This is a genomic window from Actinokineospora xionganensis (assembly GCF_014323725.1).
Taxonomy (GTDB): domain Bacteria; phylum Actinomycetota; class Actinomycetes; order Mycobacteriales; family Pseudonocardiaceae; genus Actinokineospora; species Actinokineospora xionganensis.
This window is the reverse complement of the sequence record NZ_JABVED010000007.1, coordinates 98,796-117,087: the sequence shown is the minus strand read 5'-3', so window position 1 is coordinate 117,087 and position 18,292 is coordinate 98,796. Positions and strand designations below refer to the sequence as shown.

The 18,292-nt window shown below is 69.7% G+C and carries 16 protein-coding genes; 7 read left to right on the top strand and 9 right to left on the bottom strand.

The window, feature by feature from the left end; genetic code table 11:
* Positions 1 to 4 precede the first annotated feature (4 nt).
* The 3 genes from GPZ80_RS14120 (at position 5) to GPZ80_RS14110 (ending at position 4,302) form a co-directional block, all read left to right on the top strand.
* Positions 5 to 1,990: an acetyl-CoA carboxylase biotin carboxylase subunit gene (locus GPZ80_RS14120; RefSeq protein ID WP_187220800.1), complete on the top strand. Its 1,986-nt coding sequence runs from the start codon at positions 5 to 7 to the stop codon at positions 1,988 to 1,990.
* The gene (locus GPZ80_RS14115) at positions 1,987 to 3,141 is read left to right on the top strand and encodes an acyl-CoA dehydrogenase family protein (protein WP_187220799.1); all 1,155 of its coding nucleotides are present in this window, start codon (positions 1,987 to 1,989) and stop codon (positions 3,139 to 3,141) included. Before GPZ80_RS14120 ends, GPZ80_RS14115 begins: the two co-directional genes overlap by 4 nt.
* Before the next feature lie 102 nt (positions 3,142 to 3,243).
* The gene (locus tag GPZ80_RS14110; RefSeq protein ID WP_312880321.1) at positions 3,244 to 4,302 is read left to right on the top strand and encodes an alpha/beta fold hydrolase; all 1,059 of its coding nucleotides are present in this window, start codon (positions 3,244 to 3,246) and stop codon (positions 4,300 to 4,302) included.
* A gap of 28 nt (positions 4,303 to 4,330) precedes the next feature.
* Here the strand turns inward: GPZ80_RS14110 and GPZ80_RS14105 are convergent, their stop codons facing one another.
* A complete protein-coding gene (locus GPZ80_RS14105) occupies positions 4,331 to 5,803 on the bottom strand; it encodes an MFS transporter (RefSeq protein ID WP_187220798.1) in 1,473 nt (490 codons plus the stop codon).
* 100 nt (positions 5,804 to 5,903) lie between these two features.
* Between GPZ80_RS14105 and GPZ80_RS14100 the strand changes: the two genes are divergently transcribed.
* Complete coding sequence (locus GPZ80_RS14100) at positions 5,904 to 6,539, top strand: TetR/AcrR family transcriptional regulator (RefSeq protein WP_187220797.1); 636 nt, start codon at positions 5,904 to 5,906, stop codon at positions 6,537 to 6,539.
* On the opposite strand, the gene GPZ80_RS14095 is transcribed toward GPZ80_RS14100, so the two are convergent.
* The 6 genes from GPZ80_RS14095 to GPZ80_RS14070 form a co-directional block, all read right to left on the bottom strand.
* Complete coding sequence (locus GPZ80_RS14095) at positions 6,536 to 7,048, bottom strand: hypothetical protein (protein WP_187220796.1); 513 nt, start codon at positions 7,046 to 7,048, stop codon at positions 6,536 to 6,538. The genes GPZ80_RS14100 and GPZ80_RS14095 overlap by 4 nt on opposite strands.
* Positions 7,048 to 7,443, bottom strand: a complete 396-nt coding sequence (locus GPZ80_RS14090) for a hypothetical protein (RefSeq protein WP_187220795.1) — start codon at positions 7,441 to 7,443, stop codon at positions 7,048 to 7,050. Before GPZ80_RS14090 ends, GPZ80_RS14095 begins: the two co-directional genes overlap by 1 nt.
* Before the next feature lie 9 nt (positions 7,444 to 7,452).
* A complete protein-coding gene (locus tag GPZ80_RS14085) occupies positions 7,453 to 8,568 on the bottom strand; it encodes a hypothetical protein (RefSeq protein ID WP_187220794.1) in 1,116 nt (371 codons plus the stop codon).
* 171 nt (positions 8,569 to 8,739) lie between these two features.
* A complete protein-coding gene (locus GPZ80_RS14080) occupies positions 8,740 to 9,942 on the bottom strand; it encodes an acyl-CoA dehydrogenase family protein (protein ID WP_091381749.1) in 1,203 nt (400 codons plus the stop codon).
* Positions 9,943 to 9,969: 27 nt separating this feature from the next.
* On the bottom strand, positions 9,970 to 11,265 hold the full coding sequence (locus GPZ80_RS14075; protein ID WP_187220999.1) for an acyl-CoA dehydrogenase family protein: 1,296 nt from the start codon (positions 11,263 to 11,265) through the stop codon (positions 9,970 to 9,972).
* Positions 11,266 to 11,389: 124 nt separating this feature from the next.
* Positions 11,390 to 12,355, bottom strand: coding sequence for a D-2-hydroxyacid dehydrogenase (locus GPZ80_RS14070; protein ID WP_187220793.1), 966 nt, complete (start codon positions 12,353 to 12,355; stop codon positions 11,390 to 11,392).
* A 502-nt stretch (positions 12,356 to 12,857) separates the two neighbouring features.
* Here GPZ80_RS14070 and shbA point away from each other — a divergent pair.
* Complete coding sequence (gene shbA, locus GPZ80_RS14065) at positions 12,858 to 13,520, top strand: RNA polymerase sigma factor ShbA (protein WP_312880319.1); 663 nt, start codon at positions 12,858 to 12,860, stop codon at positions 13,518 to 13,520.
* Positions 13,521 to 13,639: 119 nt separating this feature from the next.
* On the opposite strand, the gene GPZ80_RS14060 is transcribed toward shbA, so the two are convergent.
* Both GPZ80_RS14060 and kstR read right to left on the bottom strand, forming a co-directional pair.
* Positions 13,640 to 14,254 (bottom strand): class I SAM-dependent DNA methyltransferase, encoded by a 615-nt coding sequence (locus tag GPZ80_RS14060; RefSeq protein ID WP_312880318.1) that lies wholly within the window; start codon positions 14,252 to 14,254, stop codon positions 13,640 to 13,642.
* A gap of 49 nt (positions 14,255 to 14,303) precedes the next feature.
* Entirely contained in the window at positions 14,304 to 14,930 is a 627-nt protein-coding gene (gene kstR, locus GPZ80_RS14055) for a cholesterol catabolism transcriptional regulator KstR (RefSeq protein ID WP_187220791.1), read from the bottom strand.
* Between the two features lie 74 nt (positions 14,931 to 15,004).
* Between kstR and GPZ80_RS14050 the strand changes: the two genes are divergently transcribed.
* Both GPZ80_RS14050 and GPZ80_RS14045 read left to right on the top strand, forming a co-directional pair.
* Positions 15,005 to 17,074: an acyl-CoA dehydrogenase family protein gene (locus GPZ80_RS14050; RefSeq protein WP_187220790.1), complete on the top strand. Its 2,070-nt coding sequence runs from the start codon at positions 15,005 to 15,007 to the stop codon at positions 17,072 to 17,074.
* Positions 17,075 to 17,229: 155 nt separating this feature from the next.
* Positions 17,230 to 18,291 carry an acyl-CoA dehydrogenase family protein gene (locus GPZ80_RS14045; protein WP_187220789.1) on the top strand — a complete coding sequence of 354 codons (1,062 nt, stop codon included), beginning with the start codon at positions 17,230 to 17,232 and terminating at the stop codon, positions 18,289 to 18,291.
* Position 18,292: the final 1 nt, after the last annotated feature.

Sequence of the window (18,292 nt, the reverse complement as noted above, 5' to 3'; positions counted from 1 at the left end):
TGCGATGTTCACCAGCGTTCTGATCGCCAACCGCGGCGAGATCGCCTGCCGCGTCATCGACACGCTCCGCCGGATGCGCATCCGGTCGGTCGCGGTCTACAGCGACGCCGACGCGGGCGCCCGGCACGTCCGGGAGGCCGACGTCGCCGTCCGCATCGGGCCCGCCGCCGCGCGCGAGAGCTACCTGTCCATTCCGAACATCGTCGCGGCGGCCCGCGAGACCGGCGCCGAGGCGGTGCACCCCGGCTACGGGTTCCTCGCCGAGAACGTCGAGTTCGCCCGGGCCTGCGCGGACGCCGGGCTGGTCTTCATCGGCCCGCCCGCCTCGGCGATCGACGCCATGGGCGACAAGATCCGCGCGAAGCTGACGGTCATCGCCGCGGGCGTGCCGGTCGTTCCCGGCCGCACCGAGCCCGGGATGTCCGATGACGACCTGGTGTCCGCCGCGACCGAGATCGGCTACCCGGTGCTGCTCAAGCCGTCCGCCGGCGGCGGTGGCAAGGGCATGCGGCTGGTCACCGAGCCCGACGCGCTCCGCTCGGCGATCGAGTCGGCGCGCCGCGAGGCCCGTGGCTCCTTCGGCGACGAGACCCTGCTGATCGAGCGGTTCGTCCAGCGGCCCCGGCACATCGAGATCCAGGTCCTCGCCGACGCGCACGGCAATGTGATCCACCTCGGCGAGCGCGAGTGCAGCCTGCAGCGGCGGCACCAGAAGATCATCGAGGAAGCGCCGTCGCCGCTGCTCGACGCGCTCATGCGGGAACGGATGGGCACCGCGGCGGTCGACGCGGCCAAGTCCGTCGGCTACACCGGCGCGGGCACGGTGGAGTTCATCGTCTCCGCCGACCGGCCCGACGAGTTCTTCTTCATGGAGATGAACACCCGGCTGCAGGTCGAGCACCCGGTCACCGAGCAGGTCACCGGGCTCGACCTGGTCGAGCAGCAGGTGCGGGTGGCCGCGGGGGAGCCGCTGTCGGTCAAGCAGTCCGAGGTGGAGCTTCGCGGGCACTCGGTCGAGGCCCGCGTCTACGCCGAGGACCCGTCGACCGGCTTCCTGCCGACCGGCGGTCGCGTGCTGGGTCTGGCGCAGTCCACCGAGGAGTGGGCGCGGACGGACTCCGGGCTGCTGGCCGGTTCTGTCGTCGGCTCGGACTACGACCCGATGCTGGCGAAGGTCATCACCTGGGGTGAGGACCGCGAGCAGGCGTTGGCCCGACTCTCCGACGCACTCGCCGACACCGTCGTGCTCGGCGTCGGCACGAACATCACGTTCCTGCGCGCGCTGCTGGCGGACGAGGACGTGCGCGCGGGCAGGCTCGACACCCAACTCGTCGAACGCAAGCTCGACGAGCTCACCCGCGCGGTGCCGGTGTCGGACGAGGTCTTCGCCGCGGCGGCCCTCGACGAACTGCTCACCATGCAGCCCGCCGGACCGGTGATCGACCCGTGGTCGGTCCCCAACGGCTGGCGCCTCGGCCGGGCCGCGGTGGTCCCGCTGCGCCTGACCTGCGGCGACCGCGACGTGCGGGTCCGGCTCTCGGGCAGCCCGTCGGCCGCGACCGTGACGATCGACGACGGCGACCCCGTCCAGGCGTCCGTGTCGCGTGTGGACGGTGAACTGCGGGTCACCTACGGCGGCCGCAACCTGCGCTATGCCCGGGCCCAGGACGGCGACGTCCTCTGGCTCGCGGCCTGCGGCCAGGCCTGGGCCGTGGCCGAGCACTCGATGCTCGAAGGCGCGGGCTCGTCGGCCGCCGCGGGCGGGCCGGTGACCAGCCCGATGCCGGGCACGGTCCTGGTGGTCAAGGTCGCCGCGGGCGACCACGTGACCGCCGGGCAGCCGCTGCTCGTCGTCGAGGCGATGAAGATGGAGCACACCATCACGGCCAAGGTCGACGGTGTCGTCTCCGAACTGAACGTCCATGCGGGCCAACAGGTCGCGCTGAACCAGATTCTCACCGTGGTGACCCCATCGGAGGACCAGTCATGATCAACTTCACGCTGGGCGAGGAGCACGAGGCGCTCCGCAAGACCGTCCAAGAGTTCGCGCGTGAGGAGGTCGCCCCGGTCATCGGGGACTTCTACGAGCGCGGGGAGTTCCCCTACGAGATCGTCGCCAAGATGGGCCACATGGGCCTGTTCGGCCTGCCGATCTCCGAGGAGTACGGCGGCATGGGCGGCGACTACTTCGCCCTGTGCCTGGCCCTGGAGGAGCTGGCCCGGGTGGACTCGTCGGTGGCGATCACCCTGGAGGCCGGTGTCTCGCTGGGTGCGATGCCGCTCTACCGGTTCGGCACCGAGGAGCAGAAGCAGACCTGGCTGCCGAAGCTGACCACCGCCGAGCGACTCGGCGCGTTCGGCCTCACCGAGCCCGGCGGCGGCTCCGACGCGGGCGCCACCCGCACCACAGCGCGCCTCGACGGCGACGAATGGGTCATCAACGGCTCCAAGGCGTTCATCACCAACTCCGGCACCGACATCACCGGGCTGGTCACCGTCACCGCCGTCACCGGCGTGAAGGACAACGGCCGCAAGGAGATCTCGGCGATCATCGTGCCGTCGGGCACGCCCGGGTTCACCGTGTCGAAGAAGTACTCGAAGGTCGGCTGGAGCGCCTCCGACACCCGTGAGCTGTCCTTCGCCGACGTCCGCGTGCCGAAGGAGAACCTCCTCGGCGAGCAGGGCCGCGGGTACGCGCAGTTCCTGTCCACCCTGGACGAGGGCCGGGTCGCGATCGCCGCGCTGTCGGTCGGCCTGGCGCAGGGGTGCATCGACGAGTCGCTGAAGTACGTCGGCGAGCGCGAGGCGTTCGGACGCAAGATCGGCGAGTACCAGGCGATCCAGTTCAAGATCGCCGACATGGAGCTGCGCGCCCACACCGCCCGCCTGGCCTACTACGCGGCGGCGGCGAAGATGCTGCGCGGCGAGCCGTTCAAGAAGGAGGCGGCCATCGCCAAGCTGCACGCCTCCAACGCCGCGATGGACAACGCCCGCGACGCCACCCAGATCTTCGGCGGCTACGGCTTCATGAACGAGTTCCCCGTCGGCCGCTTCTACCGCGACGCCAAGATCCTGGAGATCGGTGAGGGCACCAGCGAGGTCCAGCGCATGCTCATCGCGCGTGAGCTGGGCCTCAGGTAACGGCGGTCTCACTGACGTATCCGCGCGAAGACGGGCCTCGTTGACCTGACCGGCGGGTGTGGTCCCGTCGAGCAGGGCAGACTTGGGGCGGAGGTGGGCGCGGTGGGCGTAACCGAGTGGGTCACGGCGGCGGCGGAGAACGTGGCCGCGAAGGTCACGCGCGGGGGCGTGGCCGATCTTCGGCCGATGCCGCGGACACTGATCGACAAGGGCCGTATGCGGTCGGTGTACCGGTTCGCGGAGGGGAACATGCCCGCGTCCGGCGACCCGGTGCTGCTCGTGCCGCCGCTGGCCGCGCCGTCGCTGTGCTTCGACCTGCGGCGTGGCTGCAGCCTCGCCGAGCACCTGGTCGAGCAGGGGCGCTCGACCTACCTGGTCGACTTCGGCACCGTGAGCTTCGCCGACCGCACGCTCGGCCTGGAGCACTGGATCGACGACGTGCTGCCGCACACGATCCGGGCGGTCAGCCGGGACGCGGGCGACCGGCCGGTGCACGTGGTGGCATGGTGCCTCGGCGGCATCATGTCGCTGCTCACCGCCGCCGACCAGCCCGGCCTGCCGATCGCGTCGATCTCGACCGTGGCGGCGCCCTTCGACGTGACGGCCATCCCGCTGATCGCGCCGATGAAGCCCCTGGTCGACTTCACCCAGGGATGGATCCTCACCCCGGCCTACCGCCTGCTCGGCGGCGCGCCGCGGGCCCTGGTGAAGCGCGCGTTCCAGCTCTCGGCGATCGACAAGGTCGTCACCAAGCCCTACGCGATCCTGTCGCACCTCGACGACGCCGACTTCCTGGCGCAGATCGAGGCGGTCGACCGCTTCACCGACAACATGATCGCCTACCCCGGTCGGACCTTCGGGCAGCTCTACCACCGGTTCTTCCGCGCTAACGACCTCGCGGAGGGCACCTTCGACCTGGGCGGCAGGCGGATCACCCTGGCCGAGGTGAAGGTCCCGGTGCTGATCATCGCGGGCAAGGGCGACAGCATCGCGCCCGAGCGGGCGGTCAGGCACCTGGTCGACGTGCTCGACAACGCGGCCGAGGTCGAGTTCCACGCCTGCCCCGGCGGACACCTCGGCGTGCTGGCCGGTCGAGGCGCGCGGGACACGACGTGGAAGCACCTCGACGACTTCCTGGCGGTCCACAACCCGATGGCGTGAGCAGGCTCGCCCACGCCACCGGGGAATGTCACATGTGGACGGCGGGCCCCGCGGTGCCGAGTTCCTCGGGCACGCCGGGCCGCAGGACCAAGCCCGCCACGACGGCGCCGACCGCGAACAGGATCGCGCTGCCCAGGAACGCCGCGCTGTAGCCCGCGATGGCGGCCGACGCGGGGGCCTTGCCCTCCATCATGGCCGTGGTCACCGCGCCGGCGGCGACCGAGCTGAACAGCGCGGTGCCGATCGAGCCACCCACCTGCTGCACGGCGTTGATCGCCGCGGACGCCGCGCCGGAGTCGTCGGCGTCGACGCCCAGGATGCCGACGTTCATGCCCGCCGCCATCGTCAGGCCGATGCCCGCACCGGCGATCAGCAGACCGGGCAGCACACCGCTGGCGTAGGTGCTGGTCTCGTCGAGCAGGGCCAGCAGTGCGATGCCCGCACCCGCCACCAGCATGCCGCCGGCGATCAGCGGCCGCGGTCCGACGCGCGGCAGGAACACCGTGGTCGCCAGGGTCGCCGAGACCATCAGCGTGCCGATCATCGGCAGGAACGACACCCCGGACTTCACCGGGCCGAACTGGAGGTTGACCTGCAGGAAGTAGGTCAGGAACAGGAAGATCACGAACATTCCGGCGCACAGGATGAAGATCGCCAGGAACGCGCCGCCGCGGTTGCGGTGCAGCAGGATGCGCAGCGGCAGCAGCGGGCTCGGCGCCTTGGTCTGCCACCAGGCGAACACCGCGAGAAGCACGACGCCGACGGTGATGCCACCCCACGTCAGGCTGTGGCTCCACGACTCGGCCTCGGCGTTGGCCAGGCCGTAGACCAGGGCGAACATGCCCGCGGTCGCCGTGGCGACGCCGAAGAGGTCGAGCTTGGGCCGGTGGTCGGCGGTGCTGCGGTCGAGCAGCGCCACGCCGCCGAGGAACGCGGCTCCGGCGAAGATCAGGTTGACGAACATGCACCAGCGCCAGTCGAGGTACTCGGTGAGCACGCCGCCCAGGAGCAGGCCGATCGCGCCGCCGCCACCGGCGATGGCGCCGAAGATGCCGAACGCCTTGGCGCGTTCCTTCGGGTCGGTGAAGGTCGTGGTCAGCAGGGACAGCGCGGCGGGCGCGAGCAGGGCGGCGAACACACCCTGGCCGACTCGCGCGGCCACGAGGATCTCGAAGCTGCCGGCGGCGCCGCCGACCGCGGAGGCAAGCGCGAAGCCCGCTACGCCCACCAGGAAGGTCAGCCTGCGGCCGAACAGGTCGGCCACCCGGCCGCCGATCAGCAGCAGACTGCCGAAGCTGAGCGCGTAGCCGGTGATCAGCCACTGGCGCTGGTCGTTGGTGAACTGGAGGTCCACCTGCGCCGACGGCAGCGCGATGTTCACGATGGTCGCGTCGAGCACCACCATGACCTGGGCGATCGCGATGACGGCGAGGATGAGCCATCGTTTGTTGGACGCGACCTGCAGCGGTGGCTCGGGCGCGCGCGTGTCCGAGAGAGTCATGAATGCCCCTGGGGAGAAAGTTGAGACCCGGTCTCCGGTTATGCTTTCGACGGTACCAAGGAAGTGGAGGTGCGTCCTCCGTATTTGTTATGCTGAGAGCGTGACGATCGCCACCAAGCCCCTGCGCGCCGACGCCGAACGCAACCGCGTCCGCGTCGTCAGAGCCGCGCGCGAGGTCTTCGCCGAGCACGGCCTGGACGTCACCCTCGACGATGTCGCCCGGCACGCCGGTGTCGGCGTCGGCACGGTCTACCGGCGGTTCCCCAACAAGGAAGCGCTGGTCACGGCGGTTTTCGACCACGTCGTCGAGGAGTTGGCCGTGGTGATCGACGCCGCCGCGTCCACCCCGGACGCGTGGGAAGGCCTATCCGGTCTGATCACCGAGATCGCCGAGCGCCAGTCGGCCGACCGCGGCCTGTTCGAGATCTGCACCCGGGCCGACTTCGGTCAGGTGGAGCGCATCTCCGAACACTTCATCCCCGCGGTCGACGCCCTGGTCGCCCGCGCGAAGGCGCAGGGCGCGGTCCGACCGGACTTCGAGGCCTCCGACATCGGCGCATTCCTGGTCATGATCGCCGCCTCGGCGGAGTTGACCCGGGCGATCAATCCCGACTTGTGGCGGCGGTACCTCGCCGTCCTGCTCGACGGCATTCGCGGCGACCACGCGACCCCATTGCCGTGCGCCGCGGCCACCCATGACGAGATGGACCAGGCCATGCGAGCCGCGCACCTTTAACCGCGGTCGAAGCGGCGGGTGATCCAGCGCCCGATCGGCTGGGTGAGCCCGGCCCAGACCTGGGTGAACCGGGGGATGAACAGCAGCACGCCGAGGATGGCGACGAACAGCGGCAGTGCGATCAACGGTCCCCGCGCGATCCCCGCGACGGTGAGTCGGCTCCCGCTGAGCACCATCGCCGGACGCTCGCAGGTGATCGTCGCCTGGCCGGAGAAGTCGGCGCTGAGGCGATCGGCCCACCGGGGGAGCAGCCGCTCGGTTCGACCGTCGGGCAGCCCGATTGTGCACGCGACGGTGCCTGCGTTCCCGCCGTCCGGCTGCCTGCCGACCGGCCGGAACACGGCGATCTCCGTGTCCGACGACCAGCGGGCGGCCTGTCCAGGACCGGCGGGTTCCCCTTGGCCGACCATGAGCACGCCGACACCCAGCATCACACCGGTGACCACCAGACCGCCGATCAGCATGCTCCATGCGGTGCGGCGCAACGGTTTGCGCCTGGTCTCGCCCATCACCTGTCGTTGCCGCCCAATCCCTGCCACACGTCCTCGTCGTCGTCTCGCTCGCGCAGCTCCCGTTCGTCCGCGCGCTTGTGTGCGGCCTCCAGTTGAGCCAGCCGCAGGCTTTCGACCAGGCCGTTCATGTCGAACCGTTGCAGCGCGGCGAGATTCTCGTCGAGGAAGTCGGCGTAGGCCGACGTGGTCGCGATGGTCCGCCAGGTCATCGTGCCCGACGCGAGGCCATCGCCGATCTCCCGGGTGATCGGGTCCTCGGCGGTTCGCATGGCCTCGACCACGATCCGCTCGAGCTTCGACTCGTCCTTGGCGAGTTCCTCGAACTCGGTGCCCTCGACGAGTTTGAGGAACTCGCGCATGTCGCTCGGGAACGGCTTGGCCGACTGGGTCACTCGCCTCACCTATTTCGGGGCCGACAGCGTGGACTGCGGAAGCGCGGGCAGCTTGACGCCGTTCTGGATCGTGCCGTACTTCGTCTGCGCCGACTGGACGACCTTGATCATCGTGTCGATCTTCCCGATGATGCCGAAGATCTCCTTGATCCCGTCGACGACCCGGTAGATCTTGTACGCGCCGAACAGGCCTGCGACGACCGCGAGCGGGACGCCGACGCCGGTGGACGCCGAGCCGCCCGCGACCCCAGCGGCGATGGCCGCCTCGATCGCCGCGTCGCCGATGGCGTTGAGCACACCGACGACAGCTTCCCGGAGCTTGACCATCTCCTCGGAGGCCTCGACGTACTTGCCCGCCAGCTCGTCGATCGGCCGCCAGGCCTCCTCGAGCGGCTTCGCCAGGTTCATCAGGTAGACGGCCGCACCGTCCCCGGCGTTGCCCTGCCACACCGCCTCGGTCCCCTGTGAGGCCCACTTGATGTCGGTGCTGACGCCGTTGATCTCGTGTCCCACATTGCGCAGCACGTCGGCCGCCGCGCGGATCCCCGCCCAGTCGCCGACCCACGGTTTCACGATCTCGGCCTGCGGGTCGATCCGGTGGTCGAGCAGGCCCATCATGACCGCGACGCCGGTGACGACCTCGATCGCGTTGCCGATCTGCACCATCGGACTGAACGTGTCCCACCAGTCCGGGCTGCCGTCCAACTCGCTCCGGTAGTCCTTGACCGCGGACAGATGCCGCTGCGGCTCACTGACGTCCTGGAACCGCCCGGTGTTCTCCGGGGGCTCGATCGCGACGTGACCGGTGTGCTCGCGGATCTCCGTCACATAGGTCTCGGGGTACGTGCCGTCCAGTTTCTCGGCGGAACCACGGTCGGTGCGCTCGTAGTACCCGGCCGCGTCCGTGACCGCCTGGGAGACGCAGGTCAGGGTCACGTCGGCGAGCTTGCCCAGCCAGTCGTCGAGCGCCCGGTAGGCGTCCTGGTGGCCCTGGGTGAGCTGGTTGATCACGCCTTCGCCGCCCGCGAAGTCCTGGATCTGGGAGAGGTGCTTCTTGCCCGCGTTGACGTCTTCGCGCGCTCGGTCGACCAGCTGGGCGAGTTGGCGCAGCGCCGGTGGTTCCACCTTGAACTCGGTGATGACGACCTCCCCGGGCGACGGCGCTGCATCCGAGGCTAGGTCAATCGCGGTCGCGGTGAGGCGCTACCGGGCGTTGTTCACCTGTTGGGGTGTCCGGTGAACGCGAACGACGCCCCCACGGTCCATAGTGGACAGTGGGGGCGCCGTGCGCTCAGGTCACTTCAGGTCGGCCGACGACTTGTTCAGCAGACGGCGGGCGACGATGAGCTGCTGGATCTGCTGGGTGCCCTCGAAGATGTCGAGAATCTTCGAGTCGCGGGCCCACTTCTCCAGCAGCGAGTTCTCGCTGTAGCCGATCGAACCGGCCAGTTCGACACACCGCAGCGTGACGTCCGAACCGGAGCGGCCCGCCTTCGCCTTGGCCATGCTGGCCTGCAGCGAGTTGGGCTTGCGGTTGTCGGCCATCCAGGCCGCTTCCAGCGACAGCAGGTAGGCGGCCTCCCAGTCGGCTTCCAGCTGCAGGAACGTCGCCGCGGCGGCGGACTGGGTGTTGGCGGGGCGGTCGTAGTCGATCTCCACCCCCGCTTCGGACAGGATGCGGCGGGTCTCCTCCAGGGCGGCGCGGGCGACGCCCACGGCCATGGCGGCGACCAGCGGGCGGGTGTTGTCGAAGGTCTGCATGACCCCGGCGAAACCCTGCTCCGCGCTGACTTCCGGGCTGCCCAGCAGGTTGTCCTTGTGGACCCGCACGTTCTCCAGGCGGAAGTGCGCGGTGTCCGAGGCGCGGATGCCGAGCTTGTGTTCCAACCGGACCAGCTCGAAGCCGGGGGTGCCGCGGTCGACCACAAAGGACTTGATGGCGGCCTTGCCGAGCGAGCGGTCCAAAGTGGCCCACACGACGACGCAGTCCGCGCGCTCGCCGGAGGTCACGAAGATCTTCTCGCCGTTGAGGACGTAGTAGTCGCCGTCCTTGACCGCGGTGGTGCGGATCGCGCCGGAGTCGGAGCCGGTGTCGGGCTCGGTGATGGCCATGGCGGCCCACTTGCCCTTGTACCGCTCCAACTGCTCGTCGTTGGCGACCGAGGCGATGGCGGCGTTGCCGAGACCCTGCCGCGGCATGGTCAGCAGCAGACCCACGTCACCCCAGCACATCTCGATGGTGCCGAGCAGCAGCGACAGGTTGGACCCGTTGCGGTTGCCCTTCTCCTTGCTCGTGTCCGCCCGGACGCCGCTCGCGCCCGCGCCGCCGCCCGAGGCCGACAGGCCGTCGAGGAGCGCGGCGAGCATGTCGAGTTCCTTGGGATAGGTGTGCTCGGCGTGGTCGTACTTGCGCGAGTTGGGGCGGAAGAACTCAGCGGCGGCCTGGTGTGCCTGGTCCACGAGCTGCTCGAACTTCTTGGGAACCTCAAGGTTGATCATCTGAATTTCTCCCGTTGTCCTGAGCCCTCAGACGAGGACGACGCCCTCGGCCAGACCGATAACCCGCAGATCCCGGTACCACCGCTCCACCGGGTGCTCCTTGACGAATCCGTGTCCGCCGAGCAGCTGCACGCCGTCGTTGCCGATCATCATTCCCTTGTCCGAACACAGTTTCCGGGCCAGCGCCGCCTCACGGGCGTAGGTCTTGCCCTGCTCCGCGCGGCTGGCGGCGCGGTAGGTGAGCAGGCGCATGCTCTCCAGCTCGATGCCGATGTCGGCGACCTTGAACGCCACGCCCTGCCGGTGGCTGATCGGCTCACCGAACGCGACGCGGTCGTTGACGTAGGGGATCACGTAGTCGAGCACGGCCTGCGAGGTGCCGACGGCGAGCGCGCACCAGCCGATGCGGGCCAGGCGGACACAGTCGGCGTAGACGTCGCTCTTGCCCTCGGCGAGCAGCGCGGTCGCGGGCAGCGACACCTGGTCCAAGTGCAGCTTGCCGAGCGCCGCGGCCCGCAGACCCATGGCGGGCTCGGACTCGACGCTGACGCCCTTGTTCCCGGACTCCACCAGGAACAGCGCCGGGCCGCGGCCGTCGAGGTCGGCGGCGACGATGAACAGCTCGGCCTGCGCGGCCCGCGGGACCAGGGACTTCACGCCGGTGATGGTGAAGCCGCCGGGCGTGCGGTGGGCCTTGGTGCTCAAGGAGAACGGGTCGAACAGCGCGCGCGGCTCCTGGATGGCCAGCGCGGCGGCGGGGACGTTGTCGCCGACGAACGCGGGCAGGTAGGTCGCCTGCTGGTCGGCGTCGCCCCACAGCACCAGGGCGTTGCTCACCGCGGACGGCGCGAGGCAGGCCACGGCCAGACCCATGTCGCCGTGCGCCATGGCTTCGGCGATCAGCACGTTGGTGACCGCGGAGCGCTCGCTTCCCACGCCGCCGAGGTCCTCGGGCACGCCGACCAGGGTCACGCCGAGCTCGGCGGTCTGGGACAGCAGCTCCTGCGGGGTCTCGCACTTTGCGTCGGCGTCCGCGGCGACCGGGCGCAGCCGCTCGGCGGCGAACTCGGCGACGGTCTCGCGGATCATCTGCTGCTCTTCGGTCGGCGTCAGGTCGAACAGACCCTTGCTCGACGCGGACGGCAGCCGCTGGGGCTTGCCCGACTTCTGTGCGGCCACGAACGTGCGGCTGGCCGCGCCGACGGCGGTGAACCCGGTCTTCGTGGCCTGGTAGACGGTGTTCTGCATCGGCTTGCGCAGCCCGAACCGGTCAAGCACCTCGGTACTCGCCAAACGGTTCAGCACCGCCAGCGCCGTCCCCATGGCGTCGCGCCGCGGCGGCTTCGCGCCGACTCCCTCTTTCCCGGCCATGCTGCTCCCTTATCGGTTCGGACCTCTTACCTACTCTAGAGTAGCAAGTGGTTCCAGTCGACCCCTGTGGCCCGGGTCACCGACGGTAGAGGCGCTTGTCGACCACGTTGAGCAGCGGTTCTCCCCTGGTGTAGCGGGCGAGGTTGTCGGCGAAGAGCCGGACCAACTCGTCCCGCCAGCCCTTCACGTCGCCGGACATGTGCGGCGAGATCAGGACGTTGGGCATGTCCCACAGCGGCGAGGACGGCGAGAGCGGCTCGTCGGCGAACACCTCGATCGCCGCGCCCGAGATGGTCCCGGAGTCCAGGGCGTCGAGCAGGTCCGCGGTGACGATCAGGCCGCGGCGGCCGATGGTGACCAGTCTGGCGGTCGGCCGCATGGCCCGCAGGGCGTGCGCGTCGATCAACCCGGTCGTGGCGGGTGACAGCGGCAGGGCGACGATCACATGGTCGTGCTTGGGCAGCGCTGAGCGCAGGTCCGTGAGCGCGACGACCGAGTCGAAGTCCGGGTCGCAATCGCGGGCGGCCTGGCCCGCGCCGGACACCGCAACCCCGACGGCCCGCAGTTTGCGCCCGATCGCCCGCCCGATCGGGCCGGTCCCGATGATCAGCGCGCTCGACCCGGCGAGGCGTTCGGTCTCACGCTTCTGCCAGGTCCGGCGCTGTTGCAGCCGCATGGTGGTGGGCAGGTCCTTGGCGAAGGCCAGCATGACCGTGAGCACGTACTCCGCGACCGGCTCGTCGAAGATCCCGCGCGCGTTGGTCAGCACGACTTCGGACTCGATCAGCTCGGGTGTCGCGAGGTGGCCGACGCCCGCCGCGGCCGCGTGGACCCAGCGCAGCGCGTTCGCCGCGGGCCAGACCTGGCCCAGCGCGGTGCTGCGGAGGTCCCAGACCAGCAGCACGTCGGCGCCGGGCAGGGCCTCGGCGAGATGGTGCGACGTGGTGTAGCGGACCGTCGCGCCTTGTTCGATCGCGGTCATCCGGGGCGGTCGTTCGGCGCCGTGCAGGACGACGACGGTCGCCCGCCGGGTGGCGTCCATAGCGGGTGCATCCCCATTTCGGGTGGTTCGCTGCCCAACTGGACAACCCAGGCAACGCTAGAAACCTGGAGGCGGCACTGTCAACGCGGTGACAACAACCCGTCACCGAATTCGACGTTACCCTCCGTGCCGACATAGTGACCAATGTCGATGCGCTTCGGTGTTTTTCTCGCCGAATCCACTGTCGGTTGACAGGCAACTTCGGAGCGTCGACGAACGTCCACCGTTCGTGACTGATTCTCCGGGTTCACCCACGCAATGTTGCGTCTCGGGACCTTGGACCCTTACCGGAAGAAGGTTGAATGAGAAAACATCTCCGAAGAAGTACTAGGGGAAACCCTGGTGCGGAAGGACTTCCCCAGCTAGCATCACTCTCCGTCAAGGGTCACCATCGAATCCGACGATCCTTCACGGAACAGGGGACGCGAGTCGGGGAGCCCGCGCCACACCGGATCTCACCGGCGCACCGTCGCAAGGTGCACCGCACACTCTGGGGGCTCATGTGAGTTCTGCCATCAGGCCGATCGGGTCGGAAATCGACACGTCGGTGCCTGCTCCCGCCGCTCGGTCCCAGGGGACCGACGCGATCTTCACCCGACTCAAGAGCTCGGCGTTCCACGAACTGGTAGGCGCCTCGCTGCAGGGCGACCGCGAAGCGATGGGCACGCTGTTCGCGTGGATCAACCCGGCGATCATCCGCTACTGCCGGGCCCGCATCGGCCGCACCGGATCCGCGTACTCCTCCGCCGACGACGTGGCCCAGGAGATTCTGCTCGCTGTCCTCGGCGCGCTCCCGCGCTACAAGGACAACTGCGAGTCGTTCCTGCCGTTCGTCTACGGCATCGCCTCGCACAAGGTCGCCGACTTCTACCGCCGCTCCGGGCGCGACCGCTCCGAGCCGGTGGCCGACCTGCCGGAGACCATGGACGTGGGCCTCGGCCCGGAGCAGATCACCCTGCGCGGCGAGATGCGCACCCGGCTGGTGTCCCTGCTCGACACGCTGGCCCCGCGCCAGCGCGAGATCCTGGTGCTGCGGCTGGTCGTCGGCCTCTCCGCGCAGGAGACGGCCGCCGCGATCGGACTGACCGCGACGGCCGTGCGAGTCGCCCAGCACCGCGCGCTCACCCGGCTGCGCGGCGCCCTCACCGCGACGGACTGGCTCTAGTCCGCCTCCCCGGAATTTTGAGTGTTGGTTGCGATCGACGACATGCGCCGGTTTTGGCGGTCACCGTGGTCAAGTCGCGTCACGGTCCCTTGGGGTGGCGGTTGGCCGCGTGGCTAGGACTAGGCGGAACGAGCGCGTAGGTAGAGCTGGACTTCGATGCGGCCGGGTTCGGCCATGGCCTCGACCTCGCGCAGTTCGGAGACCTCGAAGCCTGCCTCCGTGACCACCTTGCGCAGCTGGTCCGGCGGGTAGGCCGAGACCGACGTCGGGGCGCCGAGGAAGTTCACCGGGAACGCGTCGAAGTCGCCCTGCACCATGCTGACCAGCAGCAGCTTCGGGCCGCGCAGCTGCCCGCGGATGTTGGCCAGGGTGGTGGCGATGTCGGCCTTGGGCAGCATGAGCAGCGCGAAGAACGCGACGACGGCGTCGAACTCGCCCAGCTCCGCGGTCTCCCGCAAGTCGCCGCGCAGGTACGTGCCGCCGGGCGCCTGTTCGGCGGCCAGATCGAGCATCGTCTGCGACTCGTCCACACCGACGACCTCGAAGCCCGCGTCGATCAGCTGCTTGGCCGTGGGCAGGCCGCTGCCGCAGCCCAGATCGAGCACGCGGGCGCCGGGCGGCAGACGCTCGATCAGCCAGTTCGTCTCGGCGATCTGCGCGTCGCGCTCGACGAACGACTCGTCGTAGCGCTTGCCGATCAGGTCGAACGCGGGAGTGGTGTTCTCGGTAGGCACGCCGCACAGCATGCCGGTACCCGCGTCCGTGGGCCAACTACCGAATGGGTCAAGTGCGGGAGTCCTTGCGCAGCAACAGGCGGACCGTGAGTTCGAGGCGCTCGGCGACGTCGTTCGCGGTGGCCCGCCTGGTCACCCAGGCGACCAGGTTGGACAGCCACACGTCGGCGATGACCCTGGCGATCGCCATGTCCTCTTCGGTCGGCTCGTCGTGCATGGCGTAGGCGAACATGCGGTCCATCAGCCTGCCGACGGCGTCGACCTCGGCGGCGGCGGAGGCGTCGGCGAACATGAACGCGCGAGTCATCGCCTCGGTCAGGTGCGGGTCGCGCTGCATGGCGCGAGTGACCCGGCCGAGCACCTGCAGGACCCGGTCATACGGCGTCTCACCGGGGATGGTCGCCCGGTCGAGCCGCTCCAGTCCGCGCTCCAGTTCCCGCGCCAGGCCGGTGACCAGGAGATGGATCTTCGACGGGAAGTAGCGGTACAGCGTGCCGAGCGCGACGTCGGCCTTCTCGGCCACCGCGCGCATCTGGACCGCCTCGAAGCCGCCCTTGGAGGCCAGCGCGATGGTCGCGTCGAGGATCCGCTTGCGGCGGTCGCGCTGCGCGGCCGAGCCGGGTTCGTCCTCGGTGAGCAGACCGTTCGCCGCGCGCGGTCGGTTCGTGGCGGTCATCCAACATTCCTGTCCGTCGAAAACTGAAACACGTTCTATAGTAGCTCGTGGTTCCGACACGAGGAGGTCAGCCCGTGCCGATCGCGGTCACCGAAGAGCAGCGCGCGATCCAGGACGCGGTTCGGGCGGTCGCCGCCCGGGTCGATCCCCATCGGTCGGTCCGTGAACACGTTCCACACTGTACCCGCGAGTTGATCGACCTCGGGGTACTTGGGATGGCCGTGTCCGCCGAGTTCGGTGGCGCGGGCGGGTCCGTGTCGGACCTGGCCGCCGCGCTCGAGCAGAGTGCCTACGAGCTGTTCGGCGGGCCGCTGCTGACCTCGGCGCTCGCCGGATTGCTCCTCGCCGAATCGGGCACGCCCGAGGCGAAGGAACTGCTGCCCGGGGTGGTCGACGGGACGGTGTCGGTCGCCGTCGCGCTGTGTCCGGACGGTGTGGTCGTGCGGCCGGACGGGACCTTGGCAGGCGAGATCGCCGTCGCCGCGGCGGAGCAACTGATAGTCGGTGTGGACGACCGTTGGTGGGTGGTGCCGACGGCGGGTCGCGCCGAACCGGTCGAGGCGTTCGACTTCTCCCGGCCGTTGGTCCGCGTCCGGCTCGACGGGATTCGTCCGGACGTGGCCCTGTCGGGTCTCACGGCCGCCCGGGTCGCGGACGTGGCGGTCACCCTCGGCGCCGCCGAGGCAGCGGGGATCGCGCGGTGGTGCCTGGACACCGCGGTCGCCTACGCCAAGGTGCGCGAGCAGTTCGGCAAGCCGATCGGTGCGTTCCAGGCGGTGAAACACCTGTGCGCGCAGATGCTGTGCCGGTCCGAGCGGGCCGCCGCCGTCGCGTGGGACGCCGCCCGGTCGGACGACCCGGTCGCCGCCGCCGTCGCGGGCGCGATCACGTTGGACGCCGCGGTGGACAACGCGAAGGACTGCGTCCAGGTCCTCGGCGGCATCGGGTTCACCTGGGAGCATGACGCCCACCTCTACCTGCGGCGCGCGTCGGCGCTGCGGAGCCTGCTCGGCGGCTCCGCGCGGTGGCGGCAGCGCGCGGCCACCCTGGTTGTCGGCGGCGCACGACGGCGGCTCGGAATCGACGTGGGCGTCGACGCGGACGTTCGCGACGAGGTCCGCCGGATCGCGGCGCTGCCGGTCGAGGAGCAGCGGGCCGCCCTCGTCGACACCGGCTACCTCGTCCCGCACTGGCCCGAGCCGTTCGGCCTCGGCGCGTCGGCTCGCACGCAGCTGGTGATCGACGCCGAACTCGCCGCCGCCGGGGTGCGCAGGCCGGACCTCGTGATCGGGGCCTGGGCGGTGCCGACCATCCTGCGGCACGGCACCGACGAACAGCGGGAACGCTTCGCGTGGCCGACCCTGCGCGGCGAACTCGCCTGGTGTCAGCTGTTCAGCGAGCCTGAAGCGGGCTCGGACTTGGCGGCACTGCGGACGCGGGCGACGAAGGTCGACGGCGGGTGGTCGCTGAGCGGGCAGAAGGTGTGGACATCGCGGGCGCTGGAGGCGGACTGGGGGATCTGCCTGGCGCGGACGAACCCGGATGTGGCCAAGCACAAGGGGATCACGTACTTCCTCGTGGACATGACGGCGCCGGGGATCACGCTGCGGCCGTTGCGGGAGATCACGGGGGAGTCGATGTTCAACGAGGTGTTTCTCGATGGTGTCCTCGTGCCTGACGACTGTGTTGTCGGGTCGGTGGACGGTGGGTGGGCACTTGCTCGGTCGACCCTTGCCGATGAACGGGTGGCTATGGGGGGCTCGTCGGCGGTGGGTGAGTCGGTGGAGAAGTTGGTGTCCGCGCTTGGCTCTGTGACGGATCCTGTGGTGCTGGATCGGCTTGGCGGTCTTGTCGCCGATGGGACTGCGGTGTCGCTTGTGGACCTTCGGGCTACCTTGCGGACTCTCGATGGACAGGGCCCCGGTTCGGAGTCCGGGGTTCGCAAGCTGATCGGCGTTCGGCATCGTCAGGCGGTCGCCGAGGCCGCTGTGGAACTGTTGTGGGCTGATGGCGCCGTGGCGGATGAGCGGACCGGGCAGGCGCTGCATGAGTTTTTGCTGTCGAGGTGCCTGACGATCGCTGGGGGGACTGAGCAGATTCTGCTTAGTGTGGCTGGGGAGCGGGTGTTGGGGTTGCCGCGTTAGGCCTCTTTGTCGGTGGGCGCTTGTTGGGTTCGGCCCCTTGCGTTGAGCTGCGAAGAGTCTTCTCGTGGCCTTCTCGTGGCCTTCTCGGGCCCAAGGTCTTGCGGTGGAGGAGCCTGTGGGCTAAAACTAGAACAGGTTCCAATTTCGGAGGCGGTGTGGACTTCGGACTCGATGAGACGCGGGCGGCGGTGGCCGCGCTCGCGGCGGATGTGCTGGGGCGCGATGGGGCGGGCTGGTCTGATCTGGTTCGGACGGGTCTTGTCGCCTTGGCCATGCCCGTGCGGCTTGGCGGTGATGGGCTCGGGGTGCTGGAGACCTCTCTTGTCCTGACCGAAGTGGGCAGGCGCGCGGTGGCGTTGCCCGCGCTGGCGACGTTGGCGCTCGGGGTGTTGCCGTTGGCCCGCCTCGGCACTCTCGCGCAGCAGGACGCGCATCTTTGTGGGGTCGCGACGGGCGACGCGCTGCTCACGGCGGCTACCCGGGAGCCGTCGGTTTCGCTTCCTGGCGTGCCCGCAACCGTTGCCCGACGCGATGGTGATCGGTTTCTGGTGTCCGGCACCAAGGTCGGTGTCCCCTATGCGGCGGAGTCTTCTCGGATTCTTGTTCCAGCCACGATCCGTGGCGGGGGGTCGGCGGGTGTGTTGCTCATCGCTCCGGACGCCGCCGGAGTGCGGGTCACAGCGACCTCTTCCTCGTCCGGGATGCCCGAGTACACAGTGGACTTCACAGACGTCGTCGTCTCGGCGGGTGATCTGCTGGGCCGTGACCCCAGCGGTCAGGCCGTTCGCGAGTTGAACCGGTTCGCGTTGGCTGGGGCCTGTGCGGTTGGTGACGGGTTGGCCGCCGGGGCGCTGGAGTTGACCACCACGCATATTCGGCAGCGCGAGCAGTTCGGCAAACCACTGGCCACCTTCCAGGCCGTGGCCCAGCAGATCGCCGACGTCTATACCTGTGCCCGGACTCTGCATCTGGCCGCGCGGTCCGCCTGTTGGCGGCTCGACTCCGGGCGGGATGCCGGGTATGACCTCGACGTCGCCGGGTACTGGCTGGCCGAGGAACTTCCGATCGGGCTGCAGGTTTGTCATCACCTGCACGGTGGGCTCGGGGTCGACGCCGCCTACCCCATGCACCGGTACTACTCGACCGGCAAGGACCTTGCCCGGTTCGTCGGCGGCGCCGGGCAGCGGCTTGACCGGCTGGCCGCGGTGGGAGGGTGAC